This is a genomic window from Streptomyces sp. NPDC020958 (genome assembly GCF_055562175.1).
The window spans coordinates 110,404-134,458 of record NZ_JBVHFU010000021.1 but is presented as its reverse complement, the minus strand read 5'-3'; the positions used below and the strand labels follow the sequence as shown (position 1 = coordinate 134,458).

22 protein-coding genes are annotated in these 24,055 nt (G+C 71.6%); 14 read left to right on the top strand and 8 right to left on the bottom strand.

Features of this window, described 5'->3' with window-relative positions:
• Positions 1–259: 259 nt before the first annotated feature.
• Positions 260–886, top strand: coding sequence for a hypothetical protein (locus ACZ3KP_RS37530; protein ID WP_467505209.1), 627 nt, complete (start codon positions 260–262; stop codon positions 884–886).
• A 37-nt stretch (positions 887–923) separates the two neighbouring features.
• On the opposite strand, the gene ACZ3KP_RS37525 is transcribed toward ACZ3KP_RS37530, so the two are convergent.
• The 7 genes from ACZ3KP_RS37525 to ACZ3KP_RS37495 all read right to left on the bottom strand — a co-directional run bounded on the left by ACZ3KP_RS37525 (position 924) and on the right by ACZ3KP_RS37495 (position 8,212).
• Positions 924–2,111 carry a TerD family protein gene (locus ACZ3KP_RS37525; protein ID WP_467505208.1) on the bottom strand — a complete coding sequence of 396 codons (1,188 nt, stop codon included), beginning with the start codon at positions 2,109–2,111 and terminating at the stop codon, positions 924–926.
• A gap of 64 nt (positions 2,112–2,175) precedes the next feature.
• Positions 2,176–3,165, bottom strand: a complete 990-nt coding sequence (locus tag ACZ3KP_RS37520) for a zinc-dependent alcohol dehydrogenase family protein (RefSeq protein WP_358981026.1) — start codon at positions 3,163–3,165, stop codon at positions 2,176–2,178.
• On the bottom strand, positions 3,162–4,007 hold the full coding sequence (locus tag ACZ3KP_RS37515; protein WP_467505206.1) for a carbohydrate ABC transporter permease: 846 nt from the start codon (positions 4,005–4,007) through the stop codon (positions 3,162–3,164). The genes ACZ3KP_RS37520 and ACZ3KP_RS37515 overlap by 4 nt, the downstream gene beginning before the upstream one ends.
• Positions 4,004–4,939 carry a carbohydrate ABC transporter permease gene (locus ACZ3KP_RS37510; protein WP_467505204.1) on the bottom strand — a complete coding sequence of 312 codons (936 nt, stop codon included), beginning with the start codon at positions 4,937–4,939 and terminating at the stop codon, positions 4,004–4,006. The genes ACZ3KP_RS37515 and ACZ3KP_RS37510 overlap by 4 nt, the downstream gene beginning before the upstream one ends.
• Positions 4,936–6,303 (bottom strand): ABC transporter substrate-binding protein, encoded by a 1,368-nt coding sequence (locus ACZ3KP_RS37505; protein ID WP_467505202.1) that lies wholly within the window; start codon positions 6,301–6,303, stop codon positions 4,936–4,938. Before ACZ3KP_RS37505 ends, ACZ3KP_RS37510 begins: the two co-directional genes overlap by 4 nt.
• A 78-nt stretch (positions 6,304–6,381) precedes the next feature.
• Positions 6,382–7,152 carry a DeoR/GlpR family DNA-binding transcription regulator gene (locus ACZ3KP_RS37500; protein WP_358981018.1) on the bottom strand — a complete coding sequence of 257 codons (771 nt, stop codon included), beginning with the start codon at positions 7,150–7,152 and terminating at the stop codon, positions 6,382–6,384.
• A 250-nt stretch (positions 7,153–7,402) separates the two neighbouring features.
• A complete protein-coding gene (locus tag ACZ3KP_RS37495) occupies positions 7,403–8,212 on the bottom strand; it encodes an NAD-dependent epimerase/dehydratase family protein (RefSeq protein WP_467505200.1) in 810 nt (269 codons plus the stop codon).
• A 247-nt stretch (positions 8,213–8,459) separates the two neighbouring features.
• On the opposite strand from ACZ3KP_RS37495, the gene ACZ3KP_RS37490 reads away from it, so the two are divergent.
• Both ACZ3KP_RS37490 and ACZ3KP_RS37485 read left to right on the top strand, forming a co-directional pair.
• Positions 8,460–9,401, top strand: a complete 942-nt coding sequence (locus tag ACZ3KP_RS37490; protein ID WP_358981014.1) for a 5-dehydro-4-deoxyglucarate dehydratase — start codon at positions 8,460–8,462, stop codon at positions 9,399–9,401.
• A gap of 47 nt (positions 9,402–9,448) precedes the next feature.
• Positions 9,449–10,606, top strand: coding sequence for a hypothetical protein (locus ACZ3KP_RS37485; protein WP_467505216.1), 1,158 nt, complete (start codon positions 9,449–9,451; stop codon positions 10,604–10,606).
• Here ACZ3KP_RS37485 and ACZ3KP_RS37480 read toward each other — a convergent pair.
• A complete protein-coding gene (locus tag ACZ3KP_RS37480; protein ID WP_467505198.1) occupies positions 10,549–11,781 on the bottom strand; it encodes an MFS transporter in 1,233 nt (410 codons plus the stop codon). The two genes, ACZ3KP_RS37485 and ACZ3KP_RS37480, sit on opposite strands and share 58 nt — an antisense overlap.
• A 233-nt stretch (positions 11,782–12,014) precedes the next feature.
• On the opposite strand from ACZ3KP_RS37480, the gene ACZ3KP_RS37475 reads away from it, so the two are divergent.
• The 11 genes from ACZ3KP_RS37475 to ACZ3KP_RS37425 all read left to right on the top strand — a co-directional run bounded on the left by ACZ3KP_RS37475 (position 12,015) and on the right by ACZ3KP_RS37425 (position 24,055).
• A complete protein-coding gene (locus ACZ3KP_RS37475; RefSeq protein ID WP_467505196.1) occupies positions 12,015–12,671 on the top strand; it encodes a GntR family transcriptional regulator in 657 nt (218 codons plus the stop codon).
• Positions 12,668–13,579 carry a dihydrodipicolinate synthase family protein gene (locus tag ACZ3KP_RS37470; protein WP_358981008.1) on the top strand — a complete coding sequence of 304 codons (912 nt, stop codon included), beginning with the start codon at positions 12,668–12,670 and terminating at the stop codon, positions 13,577–13,579. Before ACZ3KP_RS37475 ends, ACZ3KP_RS37470 begins: the two co-directional genes overlap by 4 nt.
• Positions 13,567–15,297 carry an L-arabinonate dehydratase gene (gene araD / locus ACZ3KP_RS37465; protein ID WP_467505194.1) on the top strand — a complete coding sequence of 577 codons (1,731 nt, stop codon included), beginning with the start codon at positions 13,567–13,569 and terminating at the stop codon, positions 15,295–15,297. Before ACZ3KP_RS37470 ends, araD begins: the two co-directional genes overlap by 13 nt.
• A 124-nt stretch (positions 15,298–15,421) precedes the next feature.
• Positions 15,422–16,357 carry a carbohydrate ABC transporter permease gene (locus tag ACZ3KP_RS37460; RefSeq protein WP_467505193.1) on the top strand — a complete coding sequence of 312 codons (936 nt, stop codon included), beginning with the start codon at positions 15,422–15,424 and terminating at the stop codon, positions 16,355–16,357.
• Positions 16,354–17,238 (top strand): carbohydrate ABC transporter permease, encoded by an 885-nt coding sequence (locus tag ACZ3KP_RS37455; RefSeq protein ID WP_467505191.1) that lies wholly within the window; start codon positions 16,354–16,356, stop codon positions 17,236–17,238. The genes ACZ3KP_RS37460 and ACZ3KP_RS37455 overlap by 4 nt, the downstream gene beginning before the upstream one ends.
• Positions 17,239–17,308: 70 nt before the next feature.
• Positions 17,309–18,448 carry a Gfo/Idh/MocA family protein gene (locus ACZ3KP_RS37450; protein WP_467505190.1) on the top strand — a complete coding sequence of 380 codons (1,140 nt, stop codon included), beginning with the start codon at positions 17,309–17,311 and terminating at the stop codon, positions 18,446–18,448.
• Positions 18,445–19,158 (top strand): DUF6807 family protein, encoded by a 714-nt coding sequence (locus ACZ3KP_RS37445; protein ID WP_467505189.1) that lies wholly within the window; start codon positions 18,445–18,447, stop codon positions 19,156–19,158. The genes ACZ3KP_RS37450 and ACZ3KP_RS37445 overlap by 4 nt, the downstream gene beginning before the upstream one ends.
• Before the next feature lie 129 nt (positions 19,159–19,287).
• The gene (locus tag ACZ3KP_RS37440) at positions 19,288–20,625 is read left to right on the top strand and encodes an ABC transporter substrate-binding protein (RefSeq protein ID WP_467505188.1); all 1,338 of its coding nucleotides are present in this window, start codon (positions 19,288–19,290) and stop codon (positions 20,623–20,625) included.
• Positions 20,626–20,706: 81 nt separating this feature from the next.
• Positions 20,707–21,477, top strand: coding sequence for a rhamnogalacturonan acetylesterase (locus ACZ3KP_RS37435; protein WP_467505186.1), 771 nt, complete (start codon positions 20,707–20,709; stop codon positions 21,475–21,477).
• A gap of 17 nt (positions 21,478–21,494) precedes the next feature.
• Complete coding sequence (locus tag ACZ3KP_RS37430; protein ID WP_467505184.1) at positions 21,495–22,811, top strand: pectate lyase family protein; 1,317 nt, start codon at positions 21,495–21,497, stop codon at positions 22,809–22,811.
• Positions 22,812–22,924: 113 nt separating this feature from the next.
• Positions 22,925–24,055 (top strand): pectinesterase family protein, encoded by a 1,131-nt coding sequence (locus ACZ3KP_RS37425; RefSeq protein ID WP_467505182.1) that lies wholly within the window; start codon positions 22,925–22,927, stop codon positions 24,053–24,055.

Sequence of the window (24,055 nt, the reverse complement as noted above, 5' to 3'; positions counted from 1 at the left end):
GCGGTCGCGAGGGTGTCCAGGTTGTTCGTCACACAACGATCTTGGACACCCTCGTTTACGTCTCTACAGGCACCCCTTGGAATAGATCATCTAGGCGGGCGCCTCGGGGCACGCCGGACGGCTGAGATCACCCCCCCGCCGGGAACGCGGCGGCCCGGCCGCGCCGCCGTACCTCCTGCGCACGGTCCCCGACTTCACCGGACGATGGCGCGAGCTGGCCGATCTGGAGGCGCTCGCCGAGGGGGCCGGCACCCGCGCCGTGGTCCTCTTCGGACCGGGCGGCCAGGGCAAGACGACCCTGGCCGCGCAGGCCGCGCGGCAGCTGACGGAAGAGTACCTCCCGGACGGCTGCGTCAGCGTGCAGCTGCACGGCATGAGCGACACGCCCGTGCCCCCGGCCGAGGCACTGGTCCTGCTGCTGACGGCACTCGGGCACCCGCCCGACCGGATCCCGGTGGACCCGGTGGCGCGCGAGGCCGTCAACCGGGCCACGCTCAGCGACCGGGCCGGGCCGGTCTCCCGCCGGGTGCTGGGCAGCGCCCTGCGGGAATCCGGGCGCGCGGAGGAGGCGTTGGCCGTGCACCGGGACCTGCTCGGGGCGGACGCGGGGGACGTGCCCGGCTTCCAGGAGTTCGCCCAGGCGATCCTGCGCCATCAGATAGCCGGTGACCTGCTGGCCCTGGGCCGCTGGTCGGAGGCGGTGGCCGCCTGCCAGGCGGTCATCGCCCCGGCCACCCACGGCGGCACCGACCGCTTCAAGGCCCAGGCCCTCAGCGGACTCGCCACCGCCCTGGAGCACTGCGGGGGCACGGCCGAGGCCCGGGCCCGATTCGCCGAGGCGCACCGGCTGTTCAGCGCGGCCGCGCTCGACCGGCTCGCGCCCTGACGCGGTCGGCGACGACGCGGAGGGCCCGCGGCCGGGGCTACAGCGCCTCCGCCCCCGGCTTCACCATGCTGCGCACCGTGCGGCCCTTCACGAACGAGCCGAGCGCCGTCATGTCCCACTCCCCGGAGAACTGGCGGACCAGCTTGGCCATCAGGACGCCCGTCTGCGCCTCCGCGCCGGTCAGGTCGAAGCGGACCAGCTCCTCGCCGGTCGCGGCGTCCAGGAGACGGCAGTACGCCTTGGCGACCTCCGTGAACTTCTGTCCCGAGAACGAGTTGACGGTGAAGACCAGGCCGGTGACCTGAGGGGGGATCCGGCCGAGGTCGACCACGATCACCTCGTCGTCGCCGCCTCCCTCGCCGGTGAGGTTGTCGCCGGAGTGCTTGATCGCGCCGTTCAGGATGGACAGCTTGCCGAAGTAGCAGCTGTCGACATGGTCGCGCTGCGGGCCGTAGGCGATGACCGAGGCGTCCAGGTCGATGTCCTTGCCGCGGAACGCCGGTTCCCAGCCGAGGCCCATCTTGACCTGGGTGAGCAGCGGGCTGCCGCCCTTGACCAGGGACACGGTCTGGTTCTTCTGGAGGCTGACCCGGCCCTTGTCGAGGTTGACCTTCCCGGCGCCCGGCGCGGGGGTGGCGGGAGGGACGGCCGGCATCGGGGGAGCGGCGACCGGCGCCTGGTGCACCGCCGGAGCCGGGGGCGCAACCGGAGCCGGGGGTGCGGCCGCGGCCGGTTCCTCCACCGTCACCCCGAAGTCCGTCGCGATGCCGGCCAGCCCGTTCGCGTACCCCTGGCCGACCGCGCGGGCCTTCCACGCGCCGCCCCGGAGGTAGATCTCGACGACCACCAGGGCCGTCTCCGTGCCCAGCTGCGGGGGCGTGAAGGTGGCCAGCACCGAGCCGTCGTCCGCGTCGCGGATCGTGGCCGTCGGCTCGATGCCCTGGAAGGTCTGGCCCGCGGCGTCGGGGCTCGCGGTGACCACGATCTTCTCGATGCCCGCGGGGACCGAGGCGGTGTCGACGATGATCGCGTCGGGCGCGGCACCGCCCCCCGAGCGGTAGGTCACGCCCGCGCCCGTCGGCTGGTTGTAGAAGATGAAGTCGTCGTCGGAGCGCACCTTGCCGTCGCCCGTCAGCAGCAGGCCCGACACGTCGAGCCGCACCGGAGCGGCGACGTCCACCGCCACCCGGGAGGCGGAGAGCGGGATGTTCGAGCCAGGGGTCATAGCTGTCATGCCGGGGGAACGAACGACGCCGCTTTACCGTTCCCTTAAACTTCTACGGCACCTTCTACGGCACCACCACGATCTTCCGTCCCACCCCCGCCGCGAACTGCGCCAGCGCCTGCGGATAACCGTCCAGCGGCAGCCGGTCGCTGATGAAGACGTCGGGGTCGAGGACGCCGTTCGCGAACAGCTCGGCGGCGCGCTCGTAGCTGTGCAGGACGGCCATGGAGCCGGTGATGGTGATCTCCTGGTTGTAGATGCGGTACGGGTCGATCGTCACCCGCGTCGCGTAGTCGGCCACCCCGAACTGGAGGAACGTGCCGGCCTTGGCGACCCGGTCCAGGCCGTCCTGGATCGCCGCCGCGTTGCCGGTCGCGTCGATCACCACGTCCCAGCCGCGCGGCCGGTCCAGCTCGTCGGCGTGCGCGGCGGCCGCCGAGACGCCCAGCCGCCGCGCGGTCTCCAGCCGGGCCGGGTTCAGGTCGACGACGTCGACGCTCGCCGCGCCGGTCCGCTTGGCCAGCTCCAGCATCATCAGGCCCATGGTGCCCGAGCCGTAGACCAGGACGTGGGCGCCGAGGCGGGAGTTCAGGACGTCGTAGCCGCGTACCGCGCAGGAGAGGGGCTCGATCAGGGCCGCGTCCTCGGTGCGGACGTGCTCGGGGAGCTTCACGCAGTTGGCGACCGGGGCGACGGCGTACTGGGCGGCGCCGCCGGGCACGGTCACGCCGATCGCGGCCCACCGCTCGCAGAGGTTGTTGTGGCCGTCCCTGCAGTAACGGCACTCGTGGCAGTACAGGGACGGGTCGACCGCGACCCGGTCGCCGACCGCCACCTCGGTCACCTGGGCGCCGACGCCCACCACCTCGCCGGCGAACTCGTGCCCCGGCACGATCGGCAGCTTGGGCGCGAACTCGCCCTGGAGGATGTGCAGGTCGGTGCCGCACAGGCCGCAGGCGGCGACCTCGACGACCACCTCCCGGGGGCCCGGCGTGGGGTCGGGCACCTCGGTGACGACGGCGCGGCCCACGGACTCGATGACGGCGGCCTTCATTTCACGGCTCCGAGCGACAGGCCCTGGACCAGTTTGTCCTGGGCGGCGAACCCCGCGGCGAGCACCGGCAGGGAGACGACGAGCGACGCGGCGCACACCTTGGCCAGGAACAGGCCCTGGCTGGTGATGAAGCCGGTCAGGAAGACGGGGGCGGTCTCGGCGACCACGCCCGTCAGGACCCGGGCGAACAAAAGTTCGTTCCAGCTGAAGATGAAGCAGATCAGGGAGGTCGCGGCGATGCCGGGCAGGGCGATCGGGGCCACCACGCGCGCGAGAACGGTCGGCAGCCGGGCGCCGTCGATCTGCGCGGCCTCGATGACGGCGACCGGGACCTCGGCGAGGAACGACTGCATCATCCACACCGCGATCGGCAGGTTCATGGCGGTGTAGAGGACGACCAGGAACCAGATGTTGTCCAGCATCCCGGTGTTCTTCGCGAACAGGTAGATCGGCAGCAGCCCGGCCACCACCGGCAGCATCTTCGTGGAGAGGAAGAAGAACAGGACGTCCGTCCACTTCCGCACCCGCCGGATCGACAGGGCGTAGGCCGCCGGGAAGGCGAGGACGAGCACGAGGAGGGTGGAGACGACCGACGCCACCGCCGAGTTGACCAGGGCCGGCCACGGGCTCGCGCCGCCGCCCGCGCCGAAGAACTCACGGTAGCCGTCCAGCGTGAGGGCGGCGCCGAAGGAGGGCGGGTTCGTCGCCGCGTCCGCCTCGGAGTGGAAGGACGTCAGTGCCATCCAGGCGACGGGGAAGAAGAAGACGAGTCCGACCAGCCAGGCCACCAGGCCGATGCCGCGGCCGCGGTGCTTCCTGACGTGCGGGGCGAGGCTGCTCATGCGCGGGACGCCTCCTCTCGGAACAGGGACGACACCACGCGCAGGGCGAAGGTCGCGAGGACGATGGAGCCGATGACGACCAGGACGCCGGCGGCCGACGCCAGGCCGTTCTCGTGGGCCTGGTAGAAGGTCTGGTAGACGGTGTAGGGGAGGTTCGCGGTGCCCAGGCCGCCGGACGTGATCGTGAAGACCGCGTCGAAGTTCTGGACGATGTAGATGCAGCCCAGCAGGGCGCCGAGTTCGAGGTAGCGGCGCAGGTGCGGGAGGGTCAGGTGGCGGAAGATCTGCCACTCGCCCGCGCCGTCCATGCGCGCGGCCTCGATCTGCTCGGGGTCCCGGCTCTGCAGCCCGGCCAGCAGGATCAGCATCATGAAGGGCGTCCACTGCCACACCAGCGCGGCCTCCACCGCCGCCAGCGGCGTGTGGGAGATCCAGTCGGGCTGCGGGCCGCCCACGTAGTGCAGCAGACCGTTGAGCAGGCCGTACTCGGGGTTGTAGAGGACGTGCTTCCAGAGCAGCGCGGCGGCCACCGGGACCACCAGGAAGGGGGCGATCAGCAGGGTGCGGACGACGCCCCGGCCGCGGAACCTGTTGTTCAGCAGCAGGGCGAGCGCGAGGCCGAGCACCAGGCTGACCAGGACCACGGTCACGGTGAGGAGCACGGTCGTCCAGACCGAGTGGCGCAGGTCCGCGTCGGTGAGCACCTGGCGGTAGTTGTCGAACCCGGTGAAGTGCCGGGCCTTCGGGTAGAGCGCGTTCCAGTCGAAGAAGGAGATGACCACCGTGGCCACGAACGGCAGCTGGGTCACGACGATCATGAAGACCAGGGCGGGCAGGAGCGGGGCCCGGGTGGTCCAGGCGCGCAGGCGGGCGGAGGGCGGCCGCGTGGTGCGTGCCGGTGTCGCTGCGTAGGGGGCTGTCGTCGCGGTCATCGTCCCTCGTACTCCTTGGAGATCTTCTCGGCGAGCTGCTGGGACTTCTTCAGGGCCGAGTCGACGGACTGCCGTCCGGCGATGGCCGCACTGATCTCCTGCGAGACCTTGGTGCCGAGATCGGTGAACTCGGGGATGTCGACGAACTGGATGCCGGGCGCGGGGCGCGGCTGCACGCCGGGGTCGTTCGGACGGGCGCTCTCGATGGCCTCCTTGGTCATCTCCTGGAACGCGGCGGCCGACTTGACGTAGTCGGGGTTGCTGTACGTCGACGCCCGTTTGCCCGCCGGGACGTCGGACCAGCCGCTGGTCTTCCCGACCAGTTGCTCGTACTCCTTGCTGGACGCCCACGACACGAACCTCCAGGCCCGGTCGGGGTTGCGGGAGGCCTTCTGGATGCCCCAGGCCCAGGTGTAGAGCCAGCCGGCGGACGCGGTCCGCTCCACGGGCGCGGGGGCGTAGCCGAGCCTGCCCTTGACGGGGGAGCCGTCGGCCTCCAGCGAACCGGCCGCGGAGGTCGCGTCGTACCACATGGCGACCTTGCCCTGGGTCATGTTGTTGAGGCACTCGGCGAAGCCGGACTGCGGGGCGCCGGACTCGCCGTGCGCGCGGACCAGGTCGACGTAGAACTTCGTGGCCTTCTCGAAGCCGGGCGCGTCCAGCCGTGCCTTCCAGTCCTTGTCGAACCAGGTGCCGCCGAAGGTGTTCACCACCGTGGTCAGCGGCGCCATCAGCTCGCCCCAGCCGGGCAGTCCGCGCAGGCAGATGCCGCGCATCCCGGACCGCGCGCCGTCCACCTTCGCGGCGAGGTCGGCGACCTGCTGCCAGGTGGGGTGGGCGGGCATCGTCAGGCCCTTCGCCGCGAAGACGTCCTTGCGGTACATCAGGAACGACGACTCGCCGTAGAAGGGCTGGCCGTAGAGCTTGCCGTCGGAGGCGGTCAGGGCCTGCCGCATCGGCTTGAGGACGTCCTGCTCGTCGTAGCCGGGGTCCTTCGCGACGTACGAGTCCATCTCGTGCAGCCAGCCGTTGCGGGCGTAGATCGGGATCTCGTAGTTGGACAGGGTGGCCACGTCGTACTGGCCGGCCTGGTTGGCGAAGTCCTGGCTGATCTTGTCGCGGACGTCGTTCTCGGGCAGCACGGTGAAGTTGACCTTGATGCCGGTCTCCGCGGTGAAGCGTGGGGCGAGCTTCTGGAGTTCCGTCATCTGGGGGTTGTTGACCATCAGCACGTTGATCGAGTCGCCGCCGGAACCGGACCCGCCCGCACCGACCCAGCAGCCGGAGAGCAGCGGGGCGAGCAGCGTCCCTGCGGCGGCCATGGCGAGTGTGGCTCGCGGCCTCCGTCGGCTCGGGGTTCGCATGGATCGCTCCTGGATGAATCGTGATATATGGGGCATCTGGGGGTGTGGTACGGCCTTCGGGGAGTGCGCGGGGTGGTGTCAGACCCGGATGACCTGAGGGCCCAGCAGGGAGTAGCGATGGGCCTCTGCGGAGGGCAGCAGGGTGCTCGTCACGATCGCCTCCAGGGCTTGGATGCCGGCGAAGCGGCAGAAGCTGACGGCTCCGAACTTGGTGTGCACGCCGGCGAAGACCGTCCTGCGCGCGGCTCGGATCGCCTGTGCCTTGACCTCGCCGACGGCGGGGTCCGGGGTGGTCAGCCCGTGTTCGCGCGAGATGCCGTTGGCCCCGATGTAGGCGAGGTCGAGTACGAAGCCGGCGAGCATCTTCGTCGTCCAGTGGTCGACGGTGGCGAGGGTGCCCGCCCGGACGCGTCCACCGAGCAGCAGCACCGACGTGTTCTCGGCGCCGGCGAGCGCGCCCGCGACCGGCAGCGAGGCGGTGACCACCGTCAACGGCCGGTCCGCCGGCAGTGCCTCGGCGATGAGCCGGGGAGTGAAGCCCTCGTCGACGAAGACGGTCTCGGCGTCGCCGAGCAGTTCGGCGGCGGCCGAGGCGATGCGCCGCTTCTCCGGGACGTGACTGGTCGAGCGGAAGGCGAGCGTGGTCTCGAAACCGGCGCTCTCGACGGGATACGCGCCCCCGTGGGTGCGGCGGACCAGGCCGTGGTCCTCCAGGGAGCGCAGGTCGCGCCGGATGGTCTCCTTGGCCACGCCCAGCGCCTCGGCGAGCGCGGTGACGTCGACCGAGCCGGTGGTGCGGGCGGCCCGCACGATCTCGCGCTGGCGTTCCTCCGCCGTCCTGGTGCTCATCCCGTCACCCGCTTCCCTGTGGCACCGCCCGTTCGGGCCATGCAGCAAGTTCTACAGCGGGTACCTGAGGCTGACCAGGTCTGTTGCGGGCCCGATGGTGCCCGTCTGTGCCCGTTTCCCGGGTGCCGTGCCCGCCTCGGACCTGCGCCGCTGTCGGACGGCCGGTGGGATCGGGCGGCCCGGATGCCCGAACACCCCGACGGACGGGCCCGTTCGCTGCCCGCCCGCCGTGCGGGGGTGCTCTGCGGGGCTAGTACGGCCAGATCGGTGGGTCGTTCACGAAGCGGCCGCCCAGGTGGGTGTGGGCCGGGTTTCGTGGGTCGAGTTCGCCGAGTTCGGCGATCAGTTTCCCGGCGAACCGTTCCGAGTCGTCCTGCGGTTCGTAGCCGAGCGCCCGCGCGGTGCTCAGGTCCCACCACAGGCGGGTGTTGGCGGAGGAGCCGTAGACGACGGTGTGGCCGACCTTGTCGGCCGTCAGCGCCGCGTGGAAGAGGCGGGCGCCGTCGGCCGGGCTCATCCACACCGAGAGCATGCGCACGTCGGCCGGCTCCGGGAAGCAGGAGCCGATCCGGACGGAGACGGTCTCCAGACCGTGCCGGTCCCAGTACAGCTGGGCGAGGTCCTCGCCGAACGACTTGGACAGGCCGTAGAAGGTGTCGGGGCGGCGCGGGGTGTCGACCGGGATCAGCGGCTCGCCCGCGCGCGGGGCCCGGGTGTAGCCGACGGCATGGTTGGAGGAGGCGAAGACGATCCGCGGTACGCCGGCCTCGCGGGCGGCCTCGTAGAGGTTGTACGTGCCCTCGATGTTCGACCGCAGGATCTTCTCGAAAGGGGCCTCCAGGGAGATCCCGGCGAGGTGCAGGACCGCGTCGACGCCCCGTACCGCCTCGCGCAGCGCGTCCTGGTCGGCGAGGTCGGCGGTGATCGCGTCCGGTTCGCCCTCGACGGGCCGCACGTCCAGCAGGCGCAGGGTGTAGCCGTACTCCGGCAGCAGTGAGCGCATCAGGGTGCCGAGCCCGCCTGCGGCGCCGGTGAGCAGTAGCGTGCGGGGAGTGGGCATCCACGGTCTCCTTGACTCGACTTGACTCGACGCCGGTCGCGTACGTGCATGATATTCACATTCATGGACACGCTAGGGAGCCGGGGCGCGCCCCGTCAAGTCTGTCGTGGCGTGCGGAAATCCACCCGCATGTCGGTCGATTGTCTCCTTGACCGGCCCTGAGGGGGACTCGTAACGTGGTCGCGTTCATGAATATGGACGTCGATCAGAAACATGCATCGGCACCATGCATCGACAGGGAGCGCCCGTGACGCCAGCCCCGCTCGCCGCCCGGCTTCGTGACCCGCGCGGGCCCCTCTTCTTCCCCGTCACCGCCTACGGCCCCGACGGCTCCCTCGCCCTCGACGTCTACCGTGAGCACGTCCGGCGGGGCGTCGAGGCCGGGGCCGCCGCCGTGTTCGCCTGCTGCGGCACCGGGGAGTTCCACGCGCTGCTGCCGGAGGAGTTCGAAGCCTGTGTGGCCGCGGCGGTGGCGGCGGCCGACGGGCGGGTGCCGGTGGTCGCGGGCGCCGGCTACGGCACCGCGCTCGCCGTCCGCTACGCCCGTCTCGCCGAGGCCGCGGGCGCCGACGGCCTGCTCGCCATGCCGCCCTACCTGGTGGCCGCCGGCCAGGAGGGCCTGCTGCGGCACTACCGGGAGGTGGCCGCGGCGACCGCTCTCCCCGTGATCGTCTACCAGCGCGACAACGCGGTGTTCACCCCGGCCACGGCCGTCGAACTCGCCCGCACCGAGGGCGTCATCGGCTTCAAGGACGGCCTCGGCGACCTGGATCTGATGCAGCGCGTCGTCAGCGCCGTCCGCACCGAGGCCCCCGGCGACTTCCTCTACTTCAACGGCCTGCCCACCGCCGAGCAGACCCAGCTCGCCTACCGGGCCATCGGCATCGACCTCTACTCCTCGGCCGTCTTCTGCTTCGTCCCCGAGATCGCCCTCGCCTTCCACACCGCCCTGCGCGAGGAGGACCGGACGACGGTGGCCCGTCTGCTCGACGGCTTCTACCGCCCGTTCGTCGAACTCCGCGCCCAGGGCAGGGGATACGCCGTCTCCCTCGTCAAGGCCGGGGTGCGGCTGCGCGGTCTGGACGTCGGCGAGGTCCGGCCGCCGCTGCACGAACCGCACGAGGATCATGTGAAGCAGCTCGCCCGGCTGGTCGAGCGCGGCTACGCACTGCTGGAGGGGAACGCGTGACGGTGTCCGAAGGAGGACGGGTGAAGTCGCCGAACGGAGCGGCACGGTTGAGGACGTCGACGTTCGTCTACCCCTGGGACGTCAACGGCGACCCCGAGGCCCCGGACCGCCTCGCCGCACTCGGCGTGGACCAGGTCACCCTCGCCTCCGCCTACCACTCCACCCGCGCGCTGACCCCGCGCCACCCGCGCCGCCGTATCGTCACCGCCGAGCACGCGGCCGTCTACTACCCGACGGACGAACGCTGGGCGGGCCGCCGGCTCCGTCCCCGCCCGGCGGGCGACTGGGCCCCCGGCGACGCCTTCGGGGAGGCGGCCGAGGCCCTGCGCGACGCCGGACTCGACGTCCACACCTGGGTGATCCTCGCCCACAACTCCCGCCTGGGCGCCGAGCATCCGGACACCTCGGTCGTCAACGCCTACGGCGACCGCTACCCCTGGGCCCCCTGCATCGCCCAGCCCGCCACCCGTGAGTACCTCACCGACCTCGCCGCCGAGGCGGCGGTCCGGCCCGGCGCGGCAGGCACCGAACTGGAGTCCCTCGGCTGGTACGGCCTGCAACACCTGCACGCCCACGACAAGACCGCCGGGGTCGGCCTCGGGGACGCCGGCCAGTACCTGATGGCGCTGTGCTTCTGCCCGGCGTGCCGCACCGGGTACGGCGAACATGGCCTGGACGCCGACGAGTTGGCGGCAGCCGTCCGGGACGCGCTGGAACCGCTGTGGCGGGGCGCGGCGGACGACGCCGGCTGGCCGACGGTCGAGAAGCTGCTCGGCGAACCGGCGGCGGCGGCCACCCGCGCCTGGCGGGACGACAGGGCCCGCACCCTCCAGGAGGCGGCCGTCGCCGCGGTCCGCGCGGCCGCCCCCGAGGGCTTCCAGGTGCTGCTGCACGCCGACCCGGTGACCTACCACTGCGGAGCCAACGCGGGCGTGGACCCCGCGCACGTGCTGTCGGTCGCGGACGGTGTCGTGGTCCCCTGCGCGGGCGGTACGGACCTGCTGGCGCCCTTCGCCGAGCACGCCCGGCCGGGCACGGTTCTCGCCGCCAACTTCACGGTGGTCTCCGGAATGGGCGGCAGCCCCGGCACCCTGGCCGCCGACGCGGCCCGGGCCCGCGACCGGGGTGCGACCGAACTGCGGCTGTATCACGCGGGGCTGGCATCGGACGGCGACCTGGCGGCGGTACGGGAGGCACTGCGCTGAGCCGGCACGCAGGCGGTGCCGAGCAGCGCACCGCCGAGGACCACCAGCAGCGGCCGGTGGTCGACGAGTTCGACGAGGGCGGACCCGACCGCGAGCCCGAGCACGTTCGGTGTGAACATCACCGTGTCGGCGGTCGCGGTCGCCCGCCCCAGCGCGGCGGCCGGGATCTCGCGCTGTACGGCGGTGTGGGCGGCGATCAGCACACAGGGCAGGCCGAGTCCGCCCGCGAGGCCGCACACCAGCAGCACCGGGTCGTACGGCAGCGCCCGCCCGGCCGTCGCCAGCCCGGTCAGCGCGATCCCGGCCACCGCGAACCACCGCTCGCCGAGCCGTCGTAGCGCGGGCCCGGAGACCAGCCCGACCGCGACCGAGCCCACCCCCTGGGCGGTGTACAGCACCCCCACATAGGCGGGGGAGTGGCCGAGGGCGTCCACCACCGCGTAGTTCAGGCTGCTGCTCAGCGAGACCAGGCCCATCGTGACACCGCCCGCGCAGACCAGCGGCCGCAGCACCGGGTGCGCCCACAGCGACCGGATCCCCTCGGCGGTCCGTCGGCGCCGGGCCCCGTCGGGGCGCTCGGGGCGTTGCTCCGGGACCCGCAACAGGGCGTACAGCCCCGCCGCCAGGACGAAGGTCAGGGCGTCCAGCAGGACGACGCCCGGCCCGCCGTACGCCGTGTACAGGGCGGCGCCGGTCAGCGGGGCGACCAGCTTCATGCCCTCGCGGGCGGTCATCCGCAGCCCGTTGAAGTCGCCGAGCAGGGCGGGGTCGACGGCGGAGACGACCAGGGCGGAGGCGGCCGCGTCCTCGACGACGCCCGCCGCTCCGTAGAGGAGGAGGACGGCGAACAGCAACGGGACGGAGCCGGGGGAGCGGACCGTGCAGAGGGCCGGCAGGAGGACGGCGAGCGCGAGGTTCGTGCAGAGCAAGAGGGGTTTGCGGCGGACACGGTCGGCGAGGGTGCCGAGGACGGGCCCGAGGAGGGTGGGGGCCCACAGGGCGGCGGTGCACAGGGCGGCGAGGCCGTCGGAGCCGGTGAGGTCCTTGACCCAGACACCGGCCACCAGCCAGAGCGCGGAGGTGCCGAAGCCGGACACCACGAGGCCGGTGAGGCAGAGGGCCGCGTCACGGTCCCGGAGCAGCCGGGACACGGCCCATGAGCTGGGGGTCGTCATGCCTGCTCATCGTGCGTCTAAGGCGCGGCCGTGGGGATCGGGAGGATGCCCTAGGTCCGTGCCCCGTGGGCTTCACCCGCGGGATCTTTGACAGAAGCATTGACGAAACACGGGTGGCGTCCCTACCTTCGTCCGCGTCGTACTTCGTACGTCATATATGAGACGCGATACGCGAGATCCGATACGTCAGACCGGGCCGTGACGGGCCCGGTACGTGACCCCGAGAGGCGCGCATGACCTCTGTGCCCATGCCGATCCCGTCCCGCACGCAGTACGTGCTGGACGCGATCAAACACCGCATCCTCACCGGGCAGCTGACGCCCGGCCAGGCCCTGGTGGAGACCGAGCTCGCCGCGCAGTTCGGGGTGTCCAAGACGCCGGTGCGGGAGGCGCTCAAGACCCTCGCGGGAACCGGTCTTGTCGTGATGAGCCAGTACAAGGGCGTCACGGTGCGCATGGTGGACGCGGACATGGCGCGCGAGGTCTACGACGTACGGCTGCTCCTCGAACCGGAGGCCCTGAAGCGCGCCGTCCGCCGGGGCGCCTCCCTGGACGCCGCCCGCGACGCCCTCACGCGCGCCGCCGAGGCCACCGACACCGCCGAACGCTCCCTCGCCAACCGGGACTTCCACCGCGCCCTCTACCTTCCGTGCGGCAACCCGCTGCTCGGCCGGATGCTGGACGAGGTCCGTGACCAGGCCGCCCTCGTCTCCGCGGTCGCCTGGGCCGCCTCCCCCTCCTGGGAGCAGGAGGCCGGTGAGCACCACGAGATCCTGCGCCTGGCGCTGGCGGGCGACGCCGACGGCGCCGCCCGCGCCCTGCACTCCCACATCGCGTCCTTCGTCGACCGGGCGTTCCCCCGGGCAGCCGACCAGGAAGGCCAGCAATGAGCAGCGTGGCGTTCGAGACCCAACGGGCGGCTCTGGCCGACGTCGTGGCCATCCCGGTGACTCCCTTCGCCGAGGACGGCAGCGTCGACCAGGACGCCCACCGGGCCCTGCTGCGCCGGCTCCTCGACGGTGGGATCCGCACCCTCACCCCGAACGGCAACACCGGCGAGTTCTACGCCCTGGCCCCCGAAGAGCGGCGGCTCGTCACCGAGTTGACGCTCGACGAGGCCGGGGACCGGGCCGTGGTCCTGGTCGGTGTCGGCCATGACGTCCCCACCGCCGTCGCCTCCGCCCGGCACGCCCGGGAGCACGGCGCGCGGATGGTGATGGTCCACCAGCCCGTCCACCCGTACGTCTCGCAGGCCGGCTGGGTCGACTACCACCGCGCGATCGCCGAGTCCGTGCCCGGGCTCGGCGTCGTACCGTACGTCCGCAACGCCCAGCTGACCGGCGCCCGGCTCGCCGAACTCGCCGACGCCTGCCCGAACGTGATCGGCGTCAAGTACGCCGTCCCGGACGCCGCGAAGTTCGCCGCCTTCGCCAGGGACGCCGGCCTCGACCGGTTCGTGTGGGTGGCGGGACTCGCGGAGCCGTACGCCCCCTCCTATTTCTCGGCCGGCGCCACCGGGTTCACCTCCGGTCTCGTGAACGTCGCCCCGGCCGTCTCGCTGAACATGATCGAAGCGCTTCGATCCGGCGACTACCCGGCCGCCATGAAGGTCTGGGAGCAGATCCGCCGCTTCGAGGAACTCCGTGCCGCGGGCGGCTCCGCCAACAACGTCACCGTCGTCAAGGAGGCGCTCGCCTCCCTCGGCCTGTGCCGCCGCGACGTCCGCCCGCCCAGCAGGCACCTGCCCGAGGAAGAACGCGCCGAGGTCGCCGCGATCGCCGCCGGATGGTCCGCATGAAGAAGCCCGAGGAACTCAGAAGCCACCAGTGGTACGGCACCGAAGGCCTCCGCTCCTTCAGCCACCGTGCCCGCACCCGCCAGCTCGGCTACCTCCCCGAGGAACACCTCGGCAAGCCGGTCATCGCGATCCTCAACACCTGGTCGGACATCAATCCCTGTCATGTGCACCTCCGTGACCGGGCGGGGGCCGTCAAGCGGGGCGTCTGGCAGGCCGGCGGCTTCCCCCTGGAGTTCCCGGTGGCCACCCTCTCCGAGACCTTCCAGAAGCCGACCCCGATGCTCTACCGCAACCTCCTGGCCATGGAGACCGAGGAGCTGCTGCGGTCGTATCCCGTGGACGGCGCCGTCCTCATGGGCGGCTGCGACAAGTCCACCCCGGCCCTCCTCATGGGCGCCGCCTCCGTCGACCTGCCCACCGTCTTCGTGCCCGCCGGGCCCATGCTCCCCGGCCACTGGCGCGGCGAGGTCCTCGGCTCCGGCACCGACATGTGGAAGTACTGGGACGACAAGCGCGCCGGCCTGATCGGCGACTGCGAGATGACCGAGCTGGAGAGCGGACTGGCCCGTTCCCCCGGTCACTGCATGACGATGGGCACGGCCTCCACGCTCACCGCGGCCGCCGAGGCGCTCGGGGTGACCGTGCCGGGGGCGTCCAGCATCCCGGCCGTCGACTCCGGGCACGACCGGATGGCCGCCCGTGCGGGGATGCGGATCGTCGAACTCGTCCACAAGGACCGCAGGCTCTCCCGGCTCCTCACCCCGGAGGCCTTCGAGGACGCCGTCACCACCGTGCTCGGCCTCGGCGGCTCCACCAACGCCGTCATCCACCTCATCGCCATGGCCGGCCGGGCCGGGGTCCGGCTCACCCTGGACGACTTCGACCGCATCGCCCGTAAGGTGCCCGTCCTCGCCAACGTGCGGCCCGGCGGACAGACGTACCTGATGGAGGACTTCCACTTCGCGGGCGGCCTGCCCGGCTTCCTGTCCCGCATCCCCGACCTGCTCCACCTCGACCGGCCGACGGTGTCGTACGACACCTACCGCGAGCAGCTCGCCGGTGCCCGGGTGCACGACGACGACGTCATCCGGCCCCGGGACAACCCGGTGGCCGCCGAGGGCGGGGTCGCGGTGCTGCGCGGCAACCTCTGCCCGGACGGCGCGGTCATCAAGCACATCGCCGCCGAACCGCACCTGCTCAAGCACACCGGGACGGCCGTGGTCTTCGACGACTACCGGACCATGCAGCGCACCATCAACGACCCGGACCTCGGCATCACCGCCGACAGCGTCCTCGTCCTGCGCAACGCGGGGCCCAGGGGCGGTCCCGGCATGCCCGAGTACGGCATGCTGCCCATCCCCGACCACCTCCTCAGGCAGGGCGTGCGGGACATGGTCCGGATCTCCGACGCCCGGATGAGCGGCACCAGTTACGGCGCCTGCGTGCTGCACGTCGCGCCCGAGTCGTACGTCGGCGGCCCCCTCGCGCTCGTGCGCAGCGGGGACTCCATCACCCTCGACGTCGAGGCGCGCACCCTCCACCTCCACGTGGACGACGAGGAGCTGGCCGGACGCCGGGCCGCGTGGACGCCGCCGCCCGTGCGCTACGGGCGCGGCTACGGGGCGCTCTACGACCAGCAGATCACCCAGGCCGACACCGGCTGCGACTTCGAGTTCCTGGCCCGGCCGGGAGAAGTCCCGGACCCGTACGCGGGCTAGCCGCCCCCCTCTCGCCGACGACCGCCGACGACCGTCGAAGCAAGCACCGTCGAAGCGCTTCACGCAGCTCCATCCAGCAAGCGCTTCCTGCACCCGCTGTCACCCATGCGAACGGAGAACAGTCGTGGCCCAAGCCGCAGCCGTGGCGAACCCGCCCGCGCCACCCCGGCGGCGCCGTGCCTCCGCGACGCCGCGCAGGCTCCCGTACCTGCTGATCGCCCCGGCGGCCCTGCTGATGCTGGGCTTCATCGCCTACCCGGTGCTCAGCGTCTTCTACTACAGCCTCCAGAACTACAACCCGACCAAGCCCTGGCGGAACGGCTTCGCGGGCTTCGGCAACTTCACGCAGGCCTTCGCCCACGACCCGCAGTTCTGGGACACGCTGACCTTCAGCGCCCAGTGGGTCGTGGTGGAGGTCGGGCTGCAACTGCTGTTCGGACTGGCGCTGGCGCTGATCGTCAACCAGACCTTCGTGGGCCGGGCGCTGGGCCGGGCACTGGTCTTCTCGCCGTGGGCCGTCTCCGGCGTGCTGACCTCCGCCATCTGGGTGCTGCTCTACAACTCCCAGACCGGCATCACGCGTTACCTCGCCGACGCGGGCATCGGTTCGTACGGCACCAGCTGGCTCTCGGACACCTCGACCGTCTTCCCGGCGGCCGTGGTCGCCGACCTCTGGCGCGGCGTCCCCTTCTTCGCGATCCTCATCCTCGCCGACCTCCAGTCCGTGTCGAAGGACCTGTACGAGGCCGCCGAGGTCGACGGGGCGAGCCGGCGCAAGCAGTTCTGGCACATCACGCTGCCGCACCTCAAGGACGCCATCGTCCTGTCCACGCTGCTGCGCGCGGTGTGGGAGTTCAACAACGTGGACCTGCTGTACACCCTGACGGGCGGCGGCCCGGCGGGCGAGACGACGACCCTTCCGCTGTACATCGCCAACACCAGCGTCGACGCCCACAACTTCGGCTACGCCTCGGCGCTGACCACGGTGGCGTTCGTGATCCTGCTCTTCTGCTCGGTCGTCTACCTGCGGCTCAGCAAGTTCGGAGGCGAGACGAAGTGATCACCGAGATCGCACCGGCCGCACCGCCCGTGGTGACCGGACCCGCCCGCCCCGGGAAGCGGCGCCGCGCCTGGGACGAGGTCCCGCGCTGGCAGATCTACCTCCCCCTCGGGGTCTACCTCCTGTTCACCCTGATCCCGTTCTACTGGATCCTGCTCTTCGCCGTCCGTCCCGCCGGGTCCACCTCGCTGGTCCCCTGGCCGGTCACCTTCGACCACTTCCAGAAGGTGTGGACCGAGCGCAGCTTCGGCACGTACTTCACCAACAGCGTCTACGTCGGCATCGCGACCCTGGTGCTGACCACGGTCGTGGCGCTGGCCGGCGGCTACGCGCTGGCCCGCTTCGACTTCCGGCTCAAGCGCGGCTTCATGCTCGCCCTGCTCTGCTCCCAGTTCGTGCCGGGCGCGCTGCTCCTGGTGCCGCTCTTCCAGATCTTCGCCAACCTGCGGATGATCAACTCGCTCGGCAGTGTCGTCGTCGCGGAGACCGTCTTCCAGCTCCCGCTGTCGATGATCCTGATCAGCGGCTTCATCAGGAACGTGCCGTACTCCCTGGAGGAGGCCGCCTGGGTCGACGGCTGCAACCGGCTCACCGCCTTCCGTATCGTCGTCCTGCCGCTGCTGCGGCCGGGGTTGGTCGCGGTCGGCTCGTTCGCCTTCGTGCACGCCTGGAACCACTTCCTGTTCGCCCTGATGTTCCTCTCCGACCAGAGCAAGCAGACCATCCCGGTCGGCCTGAACACCCTGATGAGCGCGGACAGCGTGGACCTGGGGGCGCTGGCGGCGGGCGGGATCATCGCGGCCGTACCGGTCGTGATCGTGTTCGCGTTCATCCAGAAGTGGCTGATCACGGGCTTCAGCGCCGGGGCGGTGAAGGGATGAGACGCCTTTCGGACCGCTCGGGACAAACGCTTACCCTGCTCGCAAAGATCGACAACGCAGGGAGGACCCCATGACCGTAGACATCGTTCTGGCGGGCGCGCGCGGCCACGGCCGCTGGCACCTGGAGAACATCCGCCGGCTCCAGGAGAAGGGGCTCGTACGGCTCGTGGGCATCTGCGAGCTGACCCCGCTGGGCGCCGACGAGCTGCCGGAGGGACTCGGGCAGCCGCTCCAGTCCGGTGACTTCGGCGCGCTGCTGGACGAGACCGGCGCCCGCGTCGCCGTGATCTGCACCCCCATCCCCACCCACACCGACCTGGCCCTGACGGCGGCCGAGCGGGGCGTGCACGTGCTCCTGGAGAAGCCGCCGGCACCGTCGTACGCCGAGTTCCGGCGGATGGCCGACGGCGTCGCCAAGGCGGGCGTGGCCTGCCAGATCGGCTTCCAGTCGCTGGGCTCGGGCGCCGTGCCCGCGATCCGCCGGCTGATCGAGGAGGGCGCGATCGGCACGGTGACCGGGGTGGGCGGGGCGGGCGCCTGGGCCCGCGCCGAGTCCTACTACCGGCGCGCGGCCTGGTCCGGCAAGCGGCGGCTGAACGGCGTGGACGTGGTCGACGGGGTCCTCACCAACCCCCTCGCGCACGCCGTCGCCACCGGACTCGCGCTGCTCGGCACCACCCGCGCCGAGGACGTCACCGGCATCGAGACCGAACTGCTGCGCGCCAACGACATCGAGTCCGACGACACCTCGTGCGTGCGCGTCACCACCCCGCGCGGCCCGGTCACCGTCGCCGCCACGCTCTGCGCCGAGGAGCCCGGGGACCCGTACGTCCTGGTGCACGGCGACCGCGGCCGGATCACCTTCTGGTACAAGCTGGACCGGGTGCTCGTACAGCGGGCCGGCCACGGTCCGCAGGAGATCGAGTACGGCACCACGGACCTGCTGGAGAACCTCGTCGACCACCTCACCACGGGCGCCGATCTGCTGGTGGAGCCGGACGCGACGGGCGCCTTCATGAAGGTCGTGGAGGCGATCCGGCTGGCCGACGACCCGGCCGCGCTGCCCGCCGACGCCTGGCGCCACCTCCCCGACGAGGACCGCCGGGTGGTGACCGGCATCGACCGGCTGGTCGCGGCCAGCGCCGAGACCCTCGCCCTCTACTCCGAGCTGAGCGCCCCCTGGGCCCCGCCGAAAGAGGTGAGCACATGACGGACGCCGCCCTGCTGCTGAAGGCCGCCGGCCGCCGGGTCGGCTGCTACGTCAGCCACCCCGGGCTCCCGGCCCGGCTCTCCCCGCGCCCCTACCTGCACCCCGTCACCACCCTGGCCGGCACGGCGGTCACCGAACCGGCCCCCGCCGACCACCTCCACCACCTCGGCGTCGGTGTCGCCGTTCCCGACGTCGAGGGGCACAACGTCTGGGGCGGCCGGACCTACGTCCGCGGCCGGGGGCCGACCGAGCTGGACAACCACGGCACCCAGCGCCACGTGGCCTTCCAGCTCCGCGACCCCGACGGCTTCGTGGCGGAGTCCCGCTGGGCCCTCCTCGCCGGCGCACACCGAGCGGCTGCCGATTCCGCCCGGCGAGACCGTCGTACGCCGGATCGTCACCGTCGTCGCCGACGGCCGGCTCACTCGCGACGAGGCCGCGACCCTGGCCCGCAAGGCGGTGACCCGGTGACGACGACCTACCGCACCCCGGTCCTCGACGCCGACTGGTCCGACCCCGACGTCCTCCGCGTCGGTGACGACTTCCACCTCACCGCCGCCAGCTTCGGCCGCGCCCCCGGGCTCCCGCTGCTGCACTCCCGCGACCTGGCCGGCCGCGCCCTCGAACGCGGACTCTTCGCCGCCGCCCCCGAAGGCCCGGGGCACGCCGGGGCGGCCACCTTCTCGCAGTTCCGGATCAGCGCCCAGTAACCGTCGTCCTTGGTGGGAGCCGCAATGACGCATCTCCTTAGCAAGCGCTTGCCGAACCGGGGTGCCGCCCCCAGCGGCGCGTATCTCCACTGGATCCCGAAGAAGAGACCCGAGGAAGAGAGCCGACCGATGAACAGCAGCATCCGCAGAAGCAGGCGTGCGGCCGTGGCCGTCGCCCTGGGCTCCGTGCTCGCGCTGACCGCCACCGCCTGCGGCGACGACGGCAGCGGCAGCGCGGGGGGCAAGGGCGACGAGGGCTCCGGCAAGGGCACGATCACGTTCTGGGACAACAACGGCGGGGTCCGCACCGAGGTCTGGAAGCAGATCATCGCCGACTTCGAGAAGCAGAACCCCGGCATCAAGGTGAAGTACGTCGGCATTCCCGCCGCGAGCGCCCAGTCCAAGTACGACACCGCCATCCAGGGCGGCGGCCTGCCCGACGTCGGCGGTGTCGGCACCGCGATGCTCGCCGAGGTCGCGGTGCAGGGCGCGCTGGAGCCGCTGGACAGCCGGTTGGCGAAGAGCTCGCTCAACGGCGAGCTGAACCAGAAGCTGCTGGACAACAGCCGGGCGGCGGGCGGCGGCGACCGGCTGTACCAGATCCCGACCTCGTCCAACAACGGCGTGCTGTGGTACCGGACCGACCTGTTCGAGAAGGCGGGCCTGGACGCCCCGACGACGTGGACGAAGTTCTACCAGGCCGCCGACAAGCTCACCGACAAGGGCAAGAACGCGTTCGGGTTCACGATCCGCGGCGGTGAGGGGTCGATCGCGCCGGCGCTCGACGCCGCGTATGGCCAGAGCGGGATCACCTCGTTCTGGAACGGCGACAGGACCACGGTCGACGACCCGAGGAACGTGGCAGCGCTGGAGAAGTACGTCGCGCTGTACAAGAAGGACACGCCGTCCGCCGACGTCAACAACGACTTCACCAAGATGGTCGCGCAGTGGGACAGCGGCACGATCGGGATGCTGAGCCACAACCTCGGGTCGTACCAGGACCATCTGAAGGCGCTGGGCGCGGACAGGTTCCGGGGGCTGCCGAACCCGACCCAGGACGACGGTACGCGGGTACAGATCTCCAACCCGGTCGACGGGCTGAGCGTCTTCAAGTCCAGCAAGAACAAGGCGGCCGCCTGGAAGTTCGTCGAGTTCGCCCTGTCGCACGAGGAGAACTCGAAGTTCAACGAGTCGGCGGGGCAGATCCCGGCGAACACGCAGGCGGCGTCCGACGCGTGGGTCCAGAAGGCCGAGCCCACCAAGCTGGCGGCCGAGGCGCTGAACGGTGCCGGTACGAAGATCGTGCAGCTGCCTTACTACCTGCCGGACTGGAACACCATCTCCAAGGCGGACAACGAGCCGAACTTCCAGAAGGTGCTGCTCGGGAAGATGACGGCGAAGGAGTTCCTGGACACGCTGGCCGATCAGCTGAACAAGGCCCAGGCGGACTGGAAGGCCCATCACTGAGAGCGGTTGCGGGGAGCTGCGGGTCCGTCGTGGCTGGTCGCGCAGTTCTCCGCGCCCCTGAGGTCAGAAAGGTGCACGGTCTTGTCACTCACCCGTAGACAGGTCACCTCGGCCGCGCTTGCCGCAGTCCCCCTCGTGGGTCGTACCTCCAAGAGGGTTCGAACCCTCTACGTCGCCGGTGATTCCACCGCCGCCCAGAAGTACGCCGATGCGGCTCCCGAGACCGGCTGGGGGATGGCGCTCCCCTTCTTCCTCCGGAACGACATCACCGTCTCCAACCAGGCGGTGAACGGACGGAGTTCCAAGAGCTTCGTCGACGAGGGGCGGCTCGACGCCATCCTCGCCACGCTCCGGCCGCACGATCTGCTGCTCGTCCAGTTCGCGCACAACGACGAGAAGAGCGCCGATCCCACCCGGTACACCGAGCCGTGGACGACGTACCAGGAGTACCTGCTGAAGTACGTGGCGGGAGCACGGGCGCGCGGCGCCCGGCCCGTGCTCGCCACCCCGGTCGAGCGCAGGAGGTTCGACGCCGACGGCAACGCCGTACCGACCCACGGCGACTATCCGGCGGCGATGCGTGCGCTGGCCGCGCGGGAGCACGTGGCGCTGCTCGACATCGAGGCGCTGTCGCTGGCCCTGTGGCAGTCGCTGGGCGTCGAGGCGACCAAGACGTACTTCAACTGGACCGACACCGAGCAGGACAACACGCACTTCAACCCGCCGGGGGCCATCGCGGTGGCCCGGCTCGTGGCGCAGGAGCTGCTGCGCACCCGGGTGCTGGCCCGGCACGACGTCGTCCGGCTGCACGAGGACATCCCGACTTCCTGGATCACCTGGCCACCCGCATAGCCGAGGAGAACCGCACAGTGCGTACACACATATGTCATGGACGCGTCATAGGTTTGCTGGCCGGCTGCACGGCTCTCGTGCTGGCCGCGACCGGGACCGCCCAGGCCGCCGCCCCGCACCGGACCGTGCTCGACCGGCAGGTGCTGGCCGCGCACGACGGCTGGGGCTCGGCCACGACCGGGACCACCGGCGGGTCCGCCGCCGACGCCGCGCACGTCTACACCGTCACCACCTGGGACCAGTTCAAGGCCGCCCTCGCCGACGGCGGCAGCGCACCGAAGATCGTCAGAGTGGTGGGGACGATCGACGCCGACGGGCCGAGCTGCGACTCGTTCGCCGTGCCCGGCTACGACTTCGCCACCTACCTCGCCACGTACTCACCGCAGGTCTGGGGGCACTCCACCAACCTGGACAACGAGCCCGACGACAGCCCCGAGGGGCTGCGGCGCGCCTCGCAGGCCCGGCAGGACGCCTACGTCAAGGCCTACGTCCCGGCCAACACCACCATCGTCGGCGTCGGCAAGGACGCCGGCTTCAAGGGCGCCAGCCTGCAGATCAAGGCCGTCGACAACGTGATCGTCCGCAACCTCGCCCTCGAGAGCCCCCTCGACTGCTTCCCGCAGTGGGACCCGACCGACACCGCCGACGGCAACTGGAACTCCGAGTACGACAGCGCGGTGATCTACGGGTCGACCCACGTCTGGATGGACCACGACACCTTCACCGACGGCGACCACCCGGACAGCACCCTGCCCTCCTATTTCGGGCGGATCTACGAACAGCACGACGGTGAGCTGGACATCGTCAAGGGCGCCGACTACGTCACCGCCTCCTGGAACGTCTTCGAGGACCACGACAAGACGATCCTGATCGGCAACAGCGACAGCGCCGCCACCGCCGCCGTCGACCGGGGCCACCTCCGGGTCACCTTCCACCACAACCTGTTCTCCAACCTGGTGGAGCGGGCACCCCGGGTGCGGTTCGGGCAGGTCGACTCCTACGACAACCACTTCGTCGCCGAGGACGGCTACGGCTACAGCTACGGCATCGGCATGGAGTCCCGGCTCGTCGCCGAGCACAACGCGTTCACCCTGCCGGACGGCGTCGGCGCCGGCACGATCCTGAAGAAGTGGAAGGAGGCACCGCTCACCGCCGACGACAACTACGTCAACGGCGAGCTGACGGACCTCATCGCCGTCCACAACGCCCAGGTCCCCGGCGAGATCCTGCAGTCCGGGGCCGGCTGGACCCCCGCCCTGCGCACGAGGATCGACCCCGCGCGGGCCGTGCCGCGCATCGTCGACTGCGGCGCGGGCGCCGGCCGACTGCGCTGACCCGGCCGCCAGGGGGCCGGGGCACCAGCACCCCGGCCTCCTCCGGCCCCTCCCACCGCGAAGGACGTACCGCCACCCCCCCAAGTCCCTCTCCGTCGCCAAGGAGCACCCGCATGTCCACGCCCCTCCTCCCTCCCCTCCCGCCTCTGTCCAGACGGGGTTTCCTGCTCGCGAGCGCCGGGGCGGGCGCCGCGCTCGGCCTGGCCGCCCTGCCCGCGCACGCCGCCGGCCGCCCCTTCGGGCGGTACGGGTCGCCCGAGCGCCGCCGCACCCCGGGGACCCTGTACGTCGACCCGCACGGGCGCGGCGACTTCACATCCGTCCAGGCCGCCGTGACCGCCGCCACCGGCAGCGGCCGGACGCTGGTCCTCGCCCCGGGCGTCTACCGGGAGACGGTGATCCTCGACACCACCCGCACCGAGGCCACCTGGATCGGCGCCGCCGAGGACCCCCGTGCCGTGGTGATCGTCTTCGACCACGCCAACGGCACCCCCAAGCCCGGCGGCGGCACCTACGGCACGTCCGGATCCGCCACCACGACCGTGCAGGCCGACGGGTTCACCGCCCGTTGGATCACCTTCGCCAACGACTGGCTGCGCGCCGACCACCCGGACATCACCGGCACCCAGGCGGTCGCCCTCAAGGTGCAGGGCGACCGGAGCGCGTTCACCGACTGCCGCTTCCTCGGCCACCAGGACACCCTGTACGCCGACTCCACGGCGCTCGGCACCTTCGCCCGCCAGTACTTCGCGCGCTGCCACGTCGAGGGCGACGTCGACTTCGTCTTCGGGCGGGCGACCGCGGTGTACGAGCACTGCCACTTCCGCACCCTGGACCGCACCGACCTGGCCGCCCCGCCGTACGGCTTCGTCTTCGCGCCCTCCACGGCGGTCGCCAACCCGCGCGGCTACCTGGTGACCAGGAGCCGGGTGAGCAGTGCGGCGCCGGATGCCTCCTACAAGCTGGCCCGACCGTGGGTGCCGGGTTCCGACACCACCGCCCGTCCGATGCTCACCGTCCGCGAGACCTGGCTCGGCCCCGGCATCGACGCGGCGGCTCCCTACACCAACATGTCGGACACCCATCCGTGGCAGAACCAGCGGTTCGCCGAGTACCGCAACACCGGGCCGGGCTCCGTGATCCCCGTCCCCGGGAACCGGCCCCAACTCACCGCCGCCGAGGCCGGGGCGGCGACGCGCGAGACGTACCTCGGTGACTGGGAGCCCTGGAAGGCGGACTGCTGA